Below are 17,328 nucleotides of genomic sequence, written 5' to 3'. Positions count from 1 at the left end.
TCTTTCACTTACCTTATTTATAATATAATATTTTTATTCAACAACTAAAAAAGCAAAATTCTCTTTCAAAATTAGGTGGAACACACGATGGTCGAACTAAGTACCTTAGACTGGGCAGTGCTAGCAGGATTTTTTGTCCTGTTACTAGGCGTTGTCGTGATGTCTATGCGACAAAAAGAAGAAGACACCGCTGATTACTTTTTAGCGGGTCGTAATGCAAGTTGGTTAGTGATTGGTGCCTCTATTTTCGCATCAAACATTGGCTCGGAACATTTGGTGGGCCTTTCAGGTTCAGGTGCACAATCGGGTATGGCACTGGCTCACTGGGAAATGCAATCGTGGATCATTCTACTACTCGGTTGGATTTTCGTGCCTTTCTATTGGAGTAGTAAAGTCTACACCATGCCAGAGTTCCTAGAGCGCCGCTTTAACTCTAAATCACGTACCTTCTTGTCTGTTATCTCATTGATTAGTTATGTATTAACCAAGGTTGCGGTAACGGTTTATGCCGGCGGTATCGCATTTAAAACAATCTTGGGTATTGAGAGCATTTGGGGTATCGACTTCTTCTGGATTTCAGCGATTGGCCTTGTGGTGATCACCGGTATTTATACGGTACTTGGTGGTATGAAAGCCATTATGTGGACCTCCGTGTTGCAAACTCCGGTGCTCATTATTGGCTCCTTAGTCATATTAGTTGTTGGTTTAGATAAAGTAGGTGGCTGGGAAGAAGTTGAGCGTATTAATGCGGCCAATATGCACCTTATTCGTAGTGCTTCAGATGCTGAATTCCCATGGCCAGGCATTATTTTTGGCTCATTCATTATTGGTTTTTGGTATTGGTGTACAGACCAATACATCGTACAACGTGTTTTATCCGCAAAAGGCATTAAAGAAGCGCGTCGCGGTACCATGTTTGCTGGTTACTTAAAATTACTTCCTGTATTTATCTTCTTAGTACCAGGCATGATTGCATACGCATTGAATGTTAAAGGTATTATTAGCTATGAAAGTGCTGACCAAGCCTTCCCAACTTTAGTTGCTGAGCTATTGCCAGCAGGCGTTAAGGGGATTGTAATCGGTGGTTTAGTTGCAGCACTAATGAGTTCTTTAGCATCATTATTTAACTCATCAGCAACCTTATTCACTATTGATTTTTATAAGAAATTCAAACCTGAATCATCTGAGAAACACCTTCTTAAGGTAGGTCGAATTGCCACTATCGTGATTGTTGTATTAGGCCTTTTATGGATACCCGTCATGAGCTTAATTGCCGATGTGCTTTATGAATATCTGCAAAGTGTGCAGTCTCTTATTGCACCGGGTATTGCTGCGGTATTCTTACTCGGTTTATGTAGTAAACGCATCACTCCAACAGCGGGTTTTGTGGGCTTAGTATCTGGTTTTGTACTGGGTATGATCCGCTTAGTCTTGCTGCCATTTAAAGATGATTTAACAGGTTCATCATTTGCGTGGATCACCACTATGAACTGGTTGTATTACTGTATTCTGCTATTTGTCATCGTGGTCGCCATTATGATTGTGGTGAGTATTTTCACCAAGCAAGCAGACGAAGAACAATTGAAAGGTCTTACTTTCTCAAGTCTAGATAAAGCAACCATGAAAGAAGTGGCTGCCGGCTTAGATAAGTGGGACTACATTCATACTGCGGGTATTATTGGTATTACTGCCTTTATTTACTACCGCTTCTGGTAATCGTTCGTTCCCAAGTTGTAGGGCGCCAATTGGCGCCCTTTTTTAGTCTGCTCGTTCAGGTGAGAACACTGGAAAGCCGTTTTTATCCCACGTAATAATGCGTGCTCGCGCATGGCGATTTGGATCTGTCAGTGGTGTTCCTTTCAGCTCTTTATAATCACGGCTGTGATAAATCATTAAATCGGTTACCCCATCTTCAGCTTTCACAAAACTGTTGTGTCCAGGTCCAAAACGACCCAACTCAGCATTGGTAGTAAACACCGGCTCTGCCTTTTTATGCCAGCTAGCAGGATTAAGTAAATCAGCATTCACATCTGCCCATAGTAAGCCCATTGCATATCGATGATCGGTAGCGCTGGCTGAATAAGTGACAAATATTTTATCGCCATGAGTGATAACAGCAGCACCTTCGTTTACCTTGTAACCTTGTACTTCCCAATCAAGAGTTGGCTCAGTAATCGCGATAATGGGTTCTTTAATTGATGTTGGTGAGTCCATTTCAGCTAACCATAAAGCTGAGTTATAAGTTGCAGGCTGGTTCTGCTGCGCCCAAATCATGTAACGCTTACCCTTATGCGTAAAACTTGTGGCATCAAGCGAAAAACTATCCAGGTGGCTAGTTACTTGACCCATTTCTTGCCACTCACCTTGCATCGGATCAGCACTGTCGTTTTTAAGCGCATACATACGAATACTGAACGGTTTTTCGATATCACCTGCGGCAAAGTAGATATACCAACTGCCATCAATCTGATGCAGCTCTGGAGCCCAAATATTGACACTCATTGGGCCTTTATCTCGCTTTTGCCAAATAACCTTTGGCTCAGCTAATTTTAAATCGTTTAAGCGACAAGCTTGGCGCAGCTCAATTTCATCAAATTTCGGCGAACTACCAATGAACGTGTAACAGCCACTTTTTTCATCACGAACTAACCAAGGATCAGCACGCTTAAGTACGATGGGATTATCAATAGGTGCAAGAGTCTTGCTACTATTAGCATCAGCGAGGGCTGACAATGACGAGGCGCTTAACGCACTAAGAAGCGTTAGCCGAGATAATTTTTTGAGCATAATGTGTCCTGTAATTCGTCTCGATTTTATTGTTAATATTGTATTACATATTATATAGTAGCTGAATGAACACAAGAGTTAAAACAACAAAAGGTATTCAAGCATGAGACCCGTAAGTAAGGTGACACACGCAATGAAGTGGCTTTCAACAGGGCTACTTTTTTCTGCCGCAGCCGTATCTGCAAAACAAGTTGAAGTACACGATCCGGTAATGACCAAAGAAGGCGACACGTACTATGTCTTTAGCACAGGCCCGGGCATTACCTATTATGAATCGAAAGATTTAACCAACTGGAAACTTACCGGGCGCGTTTTTAAAGATGAGCCAAGTTGGGCAAAGCGTATTTCACCAAGTTTTGATGGCCACTTATGGGCACCCGATGTGTACGAGAAAAATGGTAAGTTTTACCTTTATTACTCAGTCTCAGCATTTGGCAAAAATACCTCAGCAATTGGTGTAACGGTTAACGAAACCCTTGACCCATCATCACCTGATTACAAGTGGATTGACTACGGCATAGTGGTTGAATCAGTGCCTGAGCGTGACGATTGGAACGCTATCGACCCAGCCATTATCGAAGATGACAATGGTACACCGTGGATGAGCTTTGGTTCGTTCTGGGGTGGTCTTAAACTAGTACAACTTGATGATGACATGGTGCGCTTAGCAAAACCTGAAAAATGGCATCACATTGCGAGTCGTCCAAATACGGAACATGGCCCGATTGAAGCACCTTATATCTTTAAAAAGAACGGCTATTACTACTTGTTTGTTTCGTTTGATAAATGCTGCCGTGGCGTTGAGAGTACTTACAACGTGCGCGTAGGCCGCAGTAAAAACATCGAAGGCCCATACTTAGATCAGCAAGGTCGCTCTATGGTTGATGGCGGTGGTAGTTTAGTTATTGAAGGTAACAAAGATTGGGCAGCCCTTGGCCATAATGCTGCATACACCTTTGATGGCAAAGACTATTTAGTATTACACGCCTACGAAACAGCCGATAACGGCGTGCAAAAGCTACGTATTTTACCTATGAGTTGGAAAAACGATTGGCCGGTTGTTAACCCCGCCGACCTAACTAAGCTCAAAACCAAGCTTAAGAAGTAATCATCCAAACCAAAAAAACCTGCAAAATTGCAGGTTTTTTATTTACTTAAGTGATCTATTTTGAGATAGCAAGTTGGTATTATTAACGAAAATCAACCAAGGTAATATCAACGAGCATGGGGCTTTGGCAGCCTTGTTGATGCTTTTCTTCAATAAATACGCTGTACACATCGCGTGCCAAATGCGCAGGTATTAGCACCTCAAAGCGACTGCCTTTATTCATTAATTGCAATGCTTCTTGCAAGCCCACTATCGCCTCTGCAATTTCGTACTCTACAGCAGCGCCTTGCTTGCGAGTGTCGAACAACACCCGACCATTTTTAAGGGTAACCCGTTGATGTACAGTCACTGTGGCATCCCAACTAGGTTTATCCCCCTGACCTTGCTCAATCACTCTATAACCAAGCCCTGTCGGCGTTTGGTAAAAACTGTGTTGCTCAGCGCTGTTATCTAAAAGCGACGGTAAAACATGCTCTTTAGTCGTCGCAAATACATTGTTGCTTAACATAGCCAACTCTTTATTGTGCGTTGATTAAACGAATACCATAGATACCACCGGCAACAGAATCTTTGTCGGCAGCAAAACGTAAGGTAAGTGTTTTCGACTTTTTCATTGCCTCTGTTAATGGGTAATCAATGGTGTAGAACTCATCAGTCGGCTTGCCTACAGGCAAACTAACCGCAGCTAATTGCTCACTATTTAAATTAATTGAGAAATGACGATCTACATCGCCAATAAAATAGCGAACACGCAAAGCAACCGCTTTTTGTTCTGGGTTGCTAAGCTGATACTCAAACCAACCTGTTGCATCGCGCCAATGGTGGCCATTATTAACACCTGCGCGGGTTCCTTCACCTTTAAAGCCATGCTCAACTTCTGGTTGTTGCTCACCCGGCGTAATTTGATCCACGGTTAATAAACGAAGCTGCTCTTTCGCTTGCTCAGCCGCTTTTGCATCGGCAACAAATTGCGTGAACTCAGCTTCGCTTTGCTGCGGCCAATACACTTGATAGCGACTATCGTGTAAGCGGAAGAACGGAATTAGCTCTGTGCTCTTAGTGTTATCAATACCTTGCTTGGCAATTGCCACATTTTTATCGGCGATAAATGCGAGCTCTTGGCCCGGTTTACGAGTGAGATCGGCAATAAATTTTTCTGGTTCACTCAGCATTATTGGCAGAGCTTCTGGCGGACAGGTCGGCCCTGCGGCGATGTGGCCCATGCGGCTATTATCAGCAACAAAGTTAAGCTGTTCATTTGCAAATGCTTGTACTTTAGTGGCCATTACAACAGGCCCATACATCACAGAGTAATAATGCTGACCATCAGGTAGCTGCTCAGTATAAAGCTTAGGACTAAGTTCAAAGGCAAGTTTGTCACCGCTTTGCCATGCATGGCTGATGCTGTAGTAACCGTCTTTTTCGGTTGCGCTTACAGCTTGTCCATTTAGAGTAAAGCTCAACTCACCTTGTTGCCAAGACGGTTTACGAATATGAATTACCGACTCAGCACTTTGCCCCTCAGACAAACGATTTACGGTCAGTGAGACCTTGTTATCATCTGGGAATTGGCTTTCTTGCGTGATCTGTAAGCCCTGCTGTTGCCAGTTTAACGTGCTTGGAATAAACAAGTTTACCCATAGCTCTTGACCTGTATTGCTATAAATCAGCTCACCATATTTACTGTGATTTTCAATACCTGAGCCTACGCAACACCACATTGAATCTTGCACTGACGAATACATACGGTAATGACCAGGACGCATTGAGGTAAAGTAAACAAGGCCACCATGCTCTGGGTGTTGTGACGATAAAATATGGTTATATGTGGCGCGCTCATAATAGTCTAAATAGCGCGTATCACCGGTTTTTAAGAACAATAACTTACTCAGTTTCATCATGTTGTAAGTGTTGCAGGTTTCTGGGCCTTCAACATCTTCAACCATAGGCGTGAAGTCACTTTTATCATGAAAATGCTCACGTACTGAGTTACCGCCAATTGATACTGAGCGCTCTTGGCTGACGGTTTTCCAGAAAAAGTCAGCACCTTGCTGCCATGCTTTGTCATCGCTGGCATTTGCAACTTTCAACATGCCAATAATTTTTGGAATTTGCGTATTGGCATGCAGGCCCGTTAACTTATCTTCTTTGTGTAATAAGGGTTCAATGATGATGTTATGAGAGAACTGGCGGGCTAGTTTTAAGTAGCGCTCATCATCACTTATAAAGTACATGTCAGCAAACACATCATTTAAGCCACCATGCTCTGAATACAGCATTTGTTGAACTTGTTCATCAGTTAGCTTGGCAGTGGTCGCTAAGAACCATTCTCCTAGCTTAAATAGCATTTGTTTGGCTTTATCACTACCAGCTACGTCGTATGCATCACGCAAGCCATGGAAGATTTTATCTATGTTATACAGCGGCACCCAGCGGTCGTTTAAGCTGAATAAATCGGCTTTGATTTCACCCTTTTCAATCTGCTGCCACATTTCATCGCTATTTGGGATACCGCCTAAGTAACCACCTGTGGCTTGTTGAGCGCGATCCAGCTCACTCAGCATATAATCTAAACGCTGCTTTAATTCTTCGTCACCCGTAGCTGCCCACGCAAGACTCAAGGCAGAAAGATAATGACCACCAATATGGCCATCAAGTCCTGTGCTTTCCCAGTTGCCATAATTAGGCGCTTTTGGTTCAAGGCCAGCTTCACGCAGGTAAGGAGCAAGCAGCTGATCAGGATGAAGTGCTAATAAATAACGCACATTCGTTTGCTGTGCATGTAAAAACGGGCTGGCGCTTAAACTTACTTGATTGAGGGCAAATAAATGTTGTTCGCTGGTATGTTCAGCATGCTCCACAGAAGCGGCTTGTTTACTGTCTGTTGGCAGCTCACTGCAACCGGTCACAGTTAATATTGCAGCGCAAACGCTTGCCAAATAGCTAACTTTGAATGTGTTCATACTGTTGTCTCCCAGCGAATTGTTATTTTAAAGAGCAAAGCGCACACACTGTTTAGTGTGTGCGTAAAGAGTGGTTATTTTGGTAGGCGTTTATGAATAACCATATCCGTATAGTACTCATCGGTAATTTTGTATTTTTTCAAGATCAGACCTAGCAAGGCGTGGAATACACCAGGAATGATGGTTAGCATCAGTGCTAAGCCCATTAGGGTAAATTCGGTTTGCTCAACGTTAGGCTTGTACTCAAAAAATGCCAGTAATAAACCACCTGCTAAGCCAGCTAAGCCACCCCCTGCTTTTTGGCAGAATGAAATGCCACCAAACGATAGACCCGAGGCACGAACGCCGTCTTTTATTTCACCGTAATCTACAGCTTCAGCAATAGCAGACCAGAATACTGGTGCATGTAAATCAACCACAAATGACAAGATGATATAAAGCACAAACGCCATCATTACATCACCCGGTTGCACCACAAAGTACATTAGCAATGAGATGAATAGCACGGCGATTTGTGATTGACGGAATAACTTCATTTTACAGTAACGCTGGGTGATCCACGTACTTGCCACCATAGAGACAATAGATGCTGCAATACCTGCACTGGTAAAGGCACCCGCTAAATCTGGCACACCTAAATAATAGGTTGCGTAATACATAGCAACACTGCCACGAATCGCATAGCCAAGCGTACCAAGTACACATGCTGCACACAGTAGTAACCATTGGTCGTTTTTAATAAGCACTTTTAATTGCGTAATAACACTTTCTTTTTGCGGCTCGTGAGTAATACGCTCTCGAGTCGTTAAGAAGCAAAATAAGAACAACGCAACGGCACAGGCTGATACCAGCGCCATCGCCAGTTTATAACCGTAAGATAAACTATCGCCACCCCAGTAAGATGCTAATAACGGCACCGAGAATACAATCACCACATTGGCAATTTTAGCGAAGAACATACGGTAGCCATTAGCTGACAAACGCTCTTTAGGATCGGCAGTTAATACGCCGATATAAGAAATATAAGGAATAGCAACACCAGTAAACATCAAGGTCGCGAATAGGTAAGTCGCATAAGCCCAAGCTAACTTCATGTTGTAGTCGAAATCTGGCGTGGTAAAGAGCAGAACGACCGACAAACCATACGGTACAGATAAAAATAAGAACCAGTGACGGAACTGACCCCAACGGGTTTTCACTTTATCGGTGATCACCCCCATTAAAGGGTCGGTAAAGGCATCAACAAAACGCGCCACTAAGAACAACACACCCATATCAACCGGATCAAGTCCGTAGATATCGGTGTAAAAGAAAGACATAAAATAGAATAACGCTGCAACCATGACATTCACTGCCATGTCACCGGCACCAAAGCCGACCTTTTCTACAACGGATAACTTTTGAGATTCCATACAACAACACCCTAATTGGTCAATAATGAGCCGCCGCTCACTATTTCAAGCAATGTCGAAAAGCCTTCAACACTGCGTATCAAATAAATTTACAGCCCTAGATATTACACAGCTTGGCCATTGCGTTCGTTATTTTTGTAAATTTAATGCTAATCTAATTAATAGTATTATCATACTTATTAAATCGCAACTCTTTTCGACCGATGGCAAAGTATCGCGCCAGCAATAAAAAACCCCAGCAAAGCCGGGGTTTTTGGGTCTATTCAAGAAATTTAGAAAGAATAACGTGCACCAAGTGCGAATGTGCGTGAGTAGATACCGTTACCAAAGTTAAATAGGTTGTCGTTACCTTCACCATAGTAGTTTTGATATACGTCATCTAGGATGTTCGTTGCATCAAAAGTAACCACTAAGTCATCATTCACATTGTAGCTAAATTGGAAATCTAAACTTTGCTCAGGACGACTCCAGAATTGGATCGGGTTAGCAAAGATTGCCGCTTCGTTACCTGTGTAGAACTCAGAACGCCACACATAAGATAAACGCATGTCGAATGAATCACGCTCGTAGATACCTACGATACTGTATGATTCATCAGAAACACCGGCCATTTGTGAATCAACATAACCAGAGATTTCACCCGTCTCATCGAATTCAGGTGTATCTTGTGATGAATCAAGCATGGTGTAGCTTGCTTGCACACCAAAACCGTTTAAGTACTCTGGTAAGTTTTCTGGGAAGTAAACTAAACCAACTTCTAAACCAGATAGTTCACCGTTTGAAGCATTCACAGGTGCACTTAATACATATGGACGTGTTACGCCATCATCGCCTTCGCGCACAACTTGCTTACGACCCGCAACAACTAAGCCTTCAATTTCACGCTTAAAGTAAGCTGCGTAAAGTGAGCTTGTATCTGCGAAATACCATTCAAGTGATACGTCGTAGTTCTTTGATTCTGTTGGTTTAAGATCTGGGTTACCACCATTACCTGTACCGTAGGTAGCACCTTCTGTTAAAGGATCATACCAGTATTGCAGTGCGTTTAAGTCAGCAAAGTTAGGCATACGTAATGTTTCTGTGTACGCAACACGACCCACTACATCATCAGTGATATTCCAGTTAAGCACAAAACTTGGAAGTAATGCGCTGCTATCAGCACTTGCTGAGCTTTCTTCAAATACATTTGAGTTCATGCCGCCAGACTCAGCAACAAAGTCCATGTCTTGCTCGTAGCTTACATAACGTAAACCAAACTCACCGCTGATATCTTCTGTTAAGAAGAAATTAGTTGTTGCATATAGCGCGTATGAGTTTTCTTCGATATCAAATGTTTTGTAAACGTCTTCAGCTTCAATGCCGTATACGCTACGAACCGCATCGCCATTATCTAGCATGTAACCACCGTCTGCAGTTACAAAGCTGTTGAATACATCAGCACGGCCATCGAAATAATCATCAACTTGGAACACAATGCCAGTACCATCGCCAGATGCACCCGCCGCTGCTAGCTGTTCAATTAAGCTTGCTACAGAGGTGTTAGCAATACCTGCATCTTGACCACGGGTGTATTCTTGCGCAGTACGTTTTTCGTAACGACCACCAAACTTCACTTTATCGAAGATAGCTCCGCCAATTAGGTATTCAGCATCAAACGTGAAAGTTAATGCGTCACCTGCGTTACCGCCGCCATTGTCATAAATTGTACCTGCATTCCAGTTTTCGATAGCAGCCATATCTGCTTCGTTTACCGCTGTATTTGGGTTATCCCAAAACGCGATACCTGGTACGCCGTCTTTATCGTTAAAGTCTACATCTAAACCATATGCAGTGCGGTCAAATCGCATTGCGAAGAAATCTGTTTCGTACTCACTGTCTTGGTAAACAACTTCTGTATTAATGGTTAGGTAATCGCTTGCTTGCCACTCTGCACCTAATGCATATAAGTAGCTATCTGTTTTACCGTATGAGTAGTCACCACTTTGGAAGCCGCCAGCGCCAATCGCTTGCTTTTCCTTAATAACGTTAGTGCCATCAAACACCGTTGGTGTTTCAATGAAGCCGTTACCGTTTTCAAACGTATTTGAGAACCACATCGCGTTTTGCGATTCGTTTTCGTAACCTGTGTAGAAACCTTCAGCTGTGATTTCGAGTGTTTCATTAGGTGCCCACTGTAAAGAGACAGACGCAGCTGGACGCTTACGAAGACCAGTGAATGAAGTACCAAAAATAGCATCGCGTGCAAGTAGGTATTCAGTTGGCTCACCATTTACGTCTAAAGTAGAACCTGCCGCAGTCGGTAGACCTAACTCAGTACCTTGAGTCCAAAATTCATTTGGTACACGTGAGTACGGTGAGTAGTTGTACTGTGGTTTATCAGTAAAAAATGGGAACGCTGCACCCGCTGTAATGGTGTCATCGCGGTAATGTGTTTCAGCATAAGAAATATTGAAAAGTGCACCAAACTCACCAGCACCGTCGATTTCCCAACGGTTAGAAAGTAACGCACTGATATTTGGATCAACTTCATCTGGTTGATCTGAGTAAATCGCACGTGCCGCTAAAACAACTTTTTCACCTTCGAAGTTGAAAGGACGGTGAGTTTTAATATCAATCGCACCTGCGATACCACGTTCGATTTGATCCGCCGAACGGGTTTTATAAACTGTTACGCCTGAAAGTAAACTTGCAGGAATGTCTTGCAGCGCCACATCACGACCCGCACCTGTAAAGATAGCGCGGCCATTAACTGTGGTATTAACATCAGTAAGACCACGGATTGAAACCGCACTTACTTCACCAGCACCACGGCCTGTTGTTTGTACACCTGTCACACGTTGTAGTGCTTCAACTACGTTGTTATCAGGGAATTTACCAATATCTTCAGCAACAATTGCATCCACGATTTGAACGCTTGCACGTTTTTCATCTAGCGCTTTGTTTAAACTGCCGCGAATACCTGATACTTGAATAACCTCCATCTCATCGACGTTATTCTCAGGAGTTTTTGGTGCTTCCTCCTGTGCAAAAGCAAATTGACAGGTAAATGCCATAACTACAGCACTGGCTATGTGTGTTCTTTTAAACATAAGCGGTGTTCTCCAAATTATAGTTTTATCGGTCCGCTGAACTTTCCCCATTCAGTTACCGAAGAGTGACCACTGCATTGTGCATCGTGTGTTGTCAAAACGGTGCGCGAGTGAATCTACATTTTATTATGTTAATACATTGCTGCCTGAACTTTAATAATATTGTATGATTATTTAACAGTCAACTCAAAAAGCCAAATTAAAATTAGTGCCATTATGTTTACAAAAAACGTTGTAATTATAACACGTTACAAACTCAAAAAGGGCTGCGTTTTTATTTTGGGAATTTATGTAGCCCCATTATTATCAGTCACTTAGCGTTTATTTGTTTGCTTGTTTAATTTGTCTTTAGTTCATCCAGAGCGACAAAAAAGGGCTAACAAGTTATTTACCCGGCGTATTTTGATGCTACTATGATAAAAATACAATAATACAATATAGAGTTATTTTTTGCTGCACTTTTACTGGTTTGTTTCGATGTAAACAATCAGTTACTCAGTATAATCAGGCATACACTGTGTATTATCTGGTCATTTAGAGCGAGCTCTAAATACAAAAGCTGCAGTTTGAACAACAATTATTAGTCACAGAGGACACTCATGAAGAAATTAAAAGCGTTAGCGCTGCCATTGCTTTTTTCGAGCAGCTTAGCCGTTGCACAAAACCCATTATTCACCGATGTATTTACTGCAGACCCAGCAGCACTTGTTCACAATGACACCGTATACCTTTATACAGGTCATGATGAAGCACCTAATAATGATGTGTTTTTTGAAATGCACGACTGGTTAGTCTTTTCATCAACAGACATGGTGAACTGGAAAAAACACGGCCCAATCATGAAAGCAACCGACTTTAAATGGGCTAAAGGCGAAGCATGGGCTTCACACATGATTGAGCGTGATGGCACTTTCTATTTCTTTACAACCGTTCGCCACGACGACACAAAACCAGGTTTTGCAATTGGTGTTGCGACGTCTAAATCACCAACAGGTCCATTTAAAGACGCGATTGGCCATGCATTGGTTACCGATGATATGACCAAGCACACGCCAAATGATTGGGACGACATCGACCCTGCAATTTTTACTGAAGAAAACGGCGATACTTACATGTTCTTTGGTAACTTAATGCCAAAATACGTAAAGCTAAGCGACGACTTACTGTCTCTTGATGGTGAAATTAAAACGCTAGACTTGCCTAACTTTACCGAAGCGTTATGGGTTCATAAGAAAAACGACAACTACTATGTTTCGTACGCATGTGAGTTCCCTGAGAAGATCTGTTATGCCATGAGTAAAAGTATTCACGGACCGTGGGAATATAAAGGTATCTTGAATGAGATCGCAGGTAACAGCGAAACCAACCACCAATCAATCATCGAATACAAAGGTAAAGACTACTTTATTTACCATACTGGTGCTGTACCACCGATTGATGGCAAACCAAGTGGCGGGCGTTTTCGTCGTTCAGTGGCGATTGAGCCACTTTACTACAACGAAGATGGCACACTTAAACGTATTATCATGACCACTGAAGGTCTAAGTAAACAAGACAAGTAATATCAAAAAGGGCTCTTTAAGAGCCCTTTTTAATGCTCAAATGTAATACAAATAATCAAATTTAACAGAAAATCCTCACTTTAAGATAAGTAAAAAACTTCCCTAATAGCGCAAAAACAGCGAAAAAAACGCCAAAAATGGCAACTTGAAAAAATTAAAATCACGCTGTACATATTGTAAACACTGATACTTCATGTTTACATATCAATTACCTTTGCAAAAGTATTTGCACATTTTAAATCGTACTATAAAATTACAATACTACGTTCTTATTAGTTTGATATAGGCACGCGGCAATTTTATTGACAACAATCGAATAAAAAAATGAATCCCAGTTTCAAGAGGACACATAAAATGAAATTAAATAAATTAGCCATGGTCATAGCCTGCTCTTTGGCTGTTACAGGTTGTGGCAAAGAAGATGGTACTAAGCTTGACACAGCACCAGCGGTTGCCGACCCGCAAAGTGCAAAACCGACAGTAAGCAGCAGTGTTGAATACACTGAATCTGGTAGCGTAATGGTTACCAATGTAAGCGTGCACGACCCTTCTGTCGTTAAAGTTGACGACACTTATTATATTTTTGGTTCACACCTTGCTGCCGCTAAATCAACTGATCTCTTGAACTGGGAAATGATTTCGAGCCTTTCAGCTAACGCAGCCGTTAATGAAAGCCCATTATTCGATTACAACTACACAGGTGAAATTGCCGAAGGTATTGAATGGACAGATGGTTTTACAGGAAACTGGGCGGCCGATGTAATCAAAGCGCCAAATGGCAAATTTTGGTTTTACTATAACCACTGTGCACAAGATAACCCAGATACCGCAGATGTGGTTGATGAAGTGTGCTGGAACCGCTCTTACCTTGGTTTAGCTGAAGCTGACAATATTGAAGGCCCATACAAAAACAAAGGTATTTTCTTACGCAGTGGTTATCGCTCAGAAGCTGAATTTACAGCTTACCCACTTGATAACGGCCAAACGACATGGAATGGTGCCGTTGATCCTAACGTAATCGATCCAGCGGCATTCTATGATGCTGACGGTAAACTTTGGATGGTTTACGGTTCATACTCTGGCGGTATTTTCGTACTAGCAATGGACGAAGAAACGGGTATGCCTGAAGCTGGTCAAGGCTATGGTAAAAAGCTAGTAGGCGGCGACTTCCGTGCAATGGAAGGTGCATTTGTTATGTACAGCCCAGAAAGTGAATACTACTACTTATTCTACTCAGTAGCTGGTTTTGCGCTAAATGATGGTTACAACATTCGTGTTGCTCGTTCTAAAACACCAGATGGTCCTTACCTAGATAACGCAGGTAACGATATTTCAACATTAGGTGGCTTAGAAGTTGGTGAAAAACTAATGGGCGGCTTTGAGTATACACAAGAGCTTGGCGAAACAGCACCAGCATGGGGCTACCAATCACCAGGTCATAACTCTGCTTACTACGATGAAGCGACAGGTCGCCATATTTTAGTAACGCATACGCGTTTCCCGCAAACATCGACTGAGTTCCCAACCATTTCAGAAGCGCACCAAGTTCGCGTACATGAAATGTTCATTAACTCATTAGGTTGGCCTATGGCTTCACCGCAGCGCTATGTGCCGCTTGAAGGCGACAACATGGTTGTGGCAGATGAACTTTATGGTTATTACAAATTTATCAACCATGGTAACGATGTAAATACAGATGCTATTCGTTCAATGCATATTGCTTTAAACGAAGATCACTCAGTAACCGGTGATGATCCAGGTATCTGGTACATGATTGATGACTCAAATATTAAGCTTGAGTTAGATTCTGGTACGTACTTTGGTGTGGCTAAATGGCAATGGGATGATGCAACTAAAGCGATGGCGGTCACTGTATCTGCAACATCAAGCGAAGGTGCAACCATTTGGGCAAGTAAACGTGATGAAATCACAGATACAGCTAACGTACTAGGTACTGTTCAAGAAGCGCTAGATATTAAAACTGAATTATCAATTGCAGACGAAGGCTACTCATTACCAACAAAAGGTAAAGACGGTGCTGCAATTAACTGGGAAAGTAGTGATGAGTACTACATCACCAGTGAAGGTTCGGTATTTATTCCAACGCCAGATCGCGGTGATAAAGCAGTTACGTTAACGGCTAATATTTCATTAAACGGTGAAAGCACAACCAAAACATTCAATGTAAATATTGAAGCGCGCCCTGAGTTTAAAAATGCGATTGCACACTATGCATTTGAAGATTCACTCAGTGATGGCTTAGGAAACCTTGATGATGCGGGTGTAACAGACAACAGCATGCTAAATGTGGGTGCTGGTACAGCAGCCTACGCTGAAGGTCAAACAGGTAAAGCATTTAACTTTGATGGTGCAACGGGTGTTCGTTTACCTGATGATCTTGTTACTGGCGATGAGTACACTATTTCATACTGGTTTAAGCCAACTGTACTGACTAACTTCACGCCTACATTCTTCGCGGCAACCTCTGATGCACGTTGGATGAGCTTGATCCCAGGTAGTACCCACTTTACAACAACACCAATGCTTTGGAGTCGTTACTTAGCTGATGATGGCACAGATATGTGGAACCAAATCATCTCTGACTCACCAGCGGTAATGGATTGGAATCATATTGCCATCACTTATGCTAATGGCACAGCGACACTTTATCGTGATGGTGTACGCTCAGGTACGATGCCACGTCCTGATTTCTTTAGCACACAAGCAGGTAACTTTGCGCTGGGTGTGAACTACGGTTGGGACTTACCTTTCCAAGGTCAAATTGATGAATTTATCGTCTATGACTATGCGCTAAACGGCTTAGATATCAATGGTGCGGCTATCAATAACCTGACAGATCCGACTAAATTCGAAGACTTCATTACAGATGCGCTTGATTTAGGTGATGTTTCTGCAGTACGTGATAGCTTTGAATTACCACGAGTAGGTCCATTTGTATCTGGTATTAGCTGGACGTCAAACAACGAAGAGTACTTAAAACCAGTTAACGGCACGGCTGTTGTGACACAACCAAGTGCGTCTGCTGGCGACCAAGTTGTAACATTAACTGCAACCATTAAGTACAAAGACTTTACTGATACTAAGTCATTCGATGTAACCTTAAAATCACTTGCACCTGCTGAATACAGCTTTGAAGGTGACCTAACTGCATTAAACGGCGCATACGCGGCGGGTAAATCAACGGGTGGTTTCATCAATAATACTGGCGGTAGCGTAAGCTATGTTGACGGTGTAATTGGTCAAGCAGTATTCCTAGAAGGTTCAGGTGTTCGTTTACCGGATAACCTAATCACGACTAATGACTACTCTGTATCTATGTGGCTTAAACCAGAAAGCTTCACAGATTACACAACAACGTTCTTTGCCGGTGCAAGTGCAAACGCATGGTTAAGTTATGTACCATCGATGGCAGGCTCAGCGCTAACGCGTTTATGGGCAAATAACGGTGCCTTCTTCGATAATGCAGAACTAGATAGCCGTATTCCTGCAAAAGAGTGGACACATGTTGCTTTCACTGTTGATGGTACAAACGGTGATGTGCTGAAGATGTACGTTAACGGTGAACTACAGCTAGAAACCGATGGCTTCCCACGTGTATTCACGGTTCCTGGTGAAACAAATGAGTTTGCTCTAGGTGTTAACTACTGGGATACGCCATACCACGGTGCTATCGATGAACTGAAAATTTTCAACGGTGCGATTAGCGCTGAAGAAATAAAAGCACTCTTTGATGCAGCTGCTGCACAAGAGTAACAAAGTGAGGTGAGCTGCCTCACCTCAACTATTTGTTGTCTGGAAAAGCCGGGTGAAAACCCGGCTTTTTTCTAAAGCTTTAGTACCTTTTGCCGATACATACATATCATTCACTTTCATCGCTCTTATTATGGCTATTAACTCATTAGCAAGTGCGCTAACTATCTCAAACGCAAGCACAGCAAGCAGTCATACCCACTCAAAAGTAGGCTACAAACTTAGCAGCCAAGAGATGAATAAACTCTCTGGTCGTGAAGTAGAGCCCGCTCAAAAAGAAGAAGTATCTAGCGAACTCCCCGCGCATATTCGCAAAATGGTTGAGCAACTTGAAAAGCTCAAAGAACAACTCGAACTCGCCAAAGAGCAATTAGCCAAACTGCAAGCGCTCAAAAACCAAGAAGATGAAGCTGTAAAAGTGCAAGTTGAAACACAGACCAAGATGGTGATGGAAATCCAAACGCAAATAATGTCTCTTAGCCAATCAATTAGCGATGCGCTAAAAGAAGCAGGTATTAGCGACCCTGGAGTGCTAATGAGCGTGCTGGTGTGATAGAAGCTTTAAGCTGTAAGTTTTGAGCTATAAGCTTTAAGTCTCAAGCTTTACTCTTGTCGCTTTCATCTCGCTAACTCCCT

At 42.5% G+C, this 17,328-nt stretch carries 10 protein-coding genes; 5 read left to right on the top strand and 5 right to left on the bottom strand.

From position 1 onward, the window contains the following. Positions 1-87: 87 nt before the first annotated feature. Complete coding sequence (locus NH153_RS03140) at positions 88-1,716, top strand: sodium:solute symporter (RefSeq protein WP_063700864.1); 1,629 nt, start codon at positions 88-90, stop codon at positions 1,714-1,716. Positions 1,717-1,758: 42 nt separating this feature from the next. Here the strand turns inward: NH153_RS03140 and NH153_RS03135 are convergent, their stop codons facing one another. Then, a complete protein-coding gene (locus tag NH153_RS03135) occupies positions 1,759-2,787 on the bottom strand; it encodes a glycoside hydrolase family 43 protein (RefSeq protein ID WP_063700862.1) in 1,029 nt (342 codons plus the stop codon). A 133-nt stretch (positions 2,788-2,920) separates the two neighbouring features. On the opposite strand from NH153_RS03135, the gene NH153_RS03130 reads away from it, so the two are divergent. Then, entirely contained in the window at positions 2,921-3,895 is a 975-nt protein-coding gene (locus tag NH153_RS03130; RefSeq protein ID WP_240494348.1) for an arabinan endo-1,5-alpha-L-arabinosidase, read from the top strand. Between the two features lie 82 nt (positions 3,896-3,977). Here the strand turns inward: NH153_RS03130 and NH153_RS03125 are convergent, their stop codons facing one another. From NH153_RS03125 to NH153_RS03105, 4 genes are all read right to left on the bottom strand, one after another. Next, entirely contained in the window at positions 3,978-4,403 is a 426-nt protein-coding gene (locus tag NH153_RS03125) for an FKBP-type peptidyl-prolyl cis-trans isomerase (protein WP_063700859.1), read from the bottom strand. Between the two features lie 10 nt (positions 4,404-4,413). Then, positions 4,414-6,858, bottom strand: coding sequence for a glycoside hydrolase family 127 protein (locus tag NH153_RS03120; RefSeq protein WP_063700857.1), 2,445 nt, complete (start codon positions 6,856-6,858; stop codon positions 4,414-4,416). 74 nt (positions 6,859-6,932) lie between these two features. Beyond that, on the bottom strand, positions 6,933-8,270 hold the full coding sequence (locus NH153_RS03115; RefSeq protein ID WP_063700855.1) for an MFS transporter: 1,338 nt from the start codon (positions 8,268-8,270) through the stop codon (positions 6,933-6,935). Between the two features lie 272 nt (positions 8,271-8,542). After that, positions 8,543-11,359: a TonB-dependent receptor gene (locus NH153_RS03105; protein WP_063700851.1), complete on the bottom strand. Its 2,817-nt coding sequence runs from the start codon at positions 11,357-11,359 to the stop codon at positions 8,543-8,545. A gap of 599 nt (positions 11,360-11,958) precedes the next feature. Between NH153_RS03105 and NH153_RS03100 the strand changes: the two genes are divergently transcribed. The 3 genes from NH153_RS03100 (at position 11,959) to NH153_RS03090 (ending at position 17,245) form a co-directional block, all read left to right on the top strand. Continuing rightward, complete coding sequence (locus NH153_RS03100) at positions 11,959-12,921, top strand: glycoside hydrolase family 43 protein (protein WP_063700849.1); 963 nt, start codon at positions 11,959-11,961, stop codon at positions 12,919-12,921. A 354-nt stretch (positions 12,922-13,275) separates the two neighbouring features. Continuing rightward, the gene (locus NH153_RS03095) at positions 13,276-16,695 is read left to right on the top strand and encodes a LamG-like jellyroll fold domain-containing protein (RefSeq protein ID WP_063700847.1); all 3,420 of its coding nucleotides are present in this window, start codon (positions 13,276-13,278) and stop codon (positions 16,693-16,695) included. A gap of 52 nt (positions 16,696-16,747) precedes the next feature. After that, positions 16,748-17,245: a type IV pilus assembly protein FimV gene (locus tag NH153_RS03090; RefSeq protein ID WP_234003555.1), complete on the top strand. Its 498-nt coding sequence runs from the start codon at positions 16,748-16,750 to the stop codon at positions 17,243-17,245. Positions 17,246-17,328 lie beyond the last annotated feature (83 nt).

Source organism: Pseudoalteromonas gelatinilytica (assembly GCF_001641615.1).
GTDB classification, from domain to species: Bacteria; Pseudomonadota; Gammaproteobacteria; order Enterobacterales; family Alteromonadaceae; genus Pseudoalteromonas; species Pseudoalteromonas gelatinilytica.
This window is presented reverse-complemented; position numbering and strand designations above follow the sequence as displayed.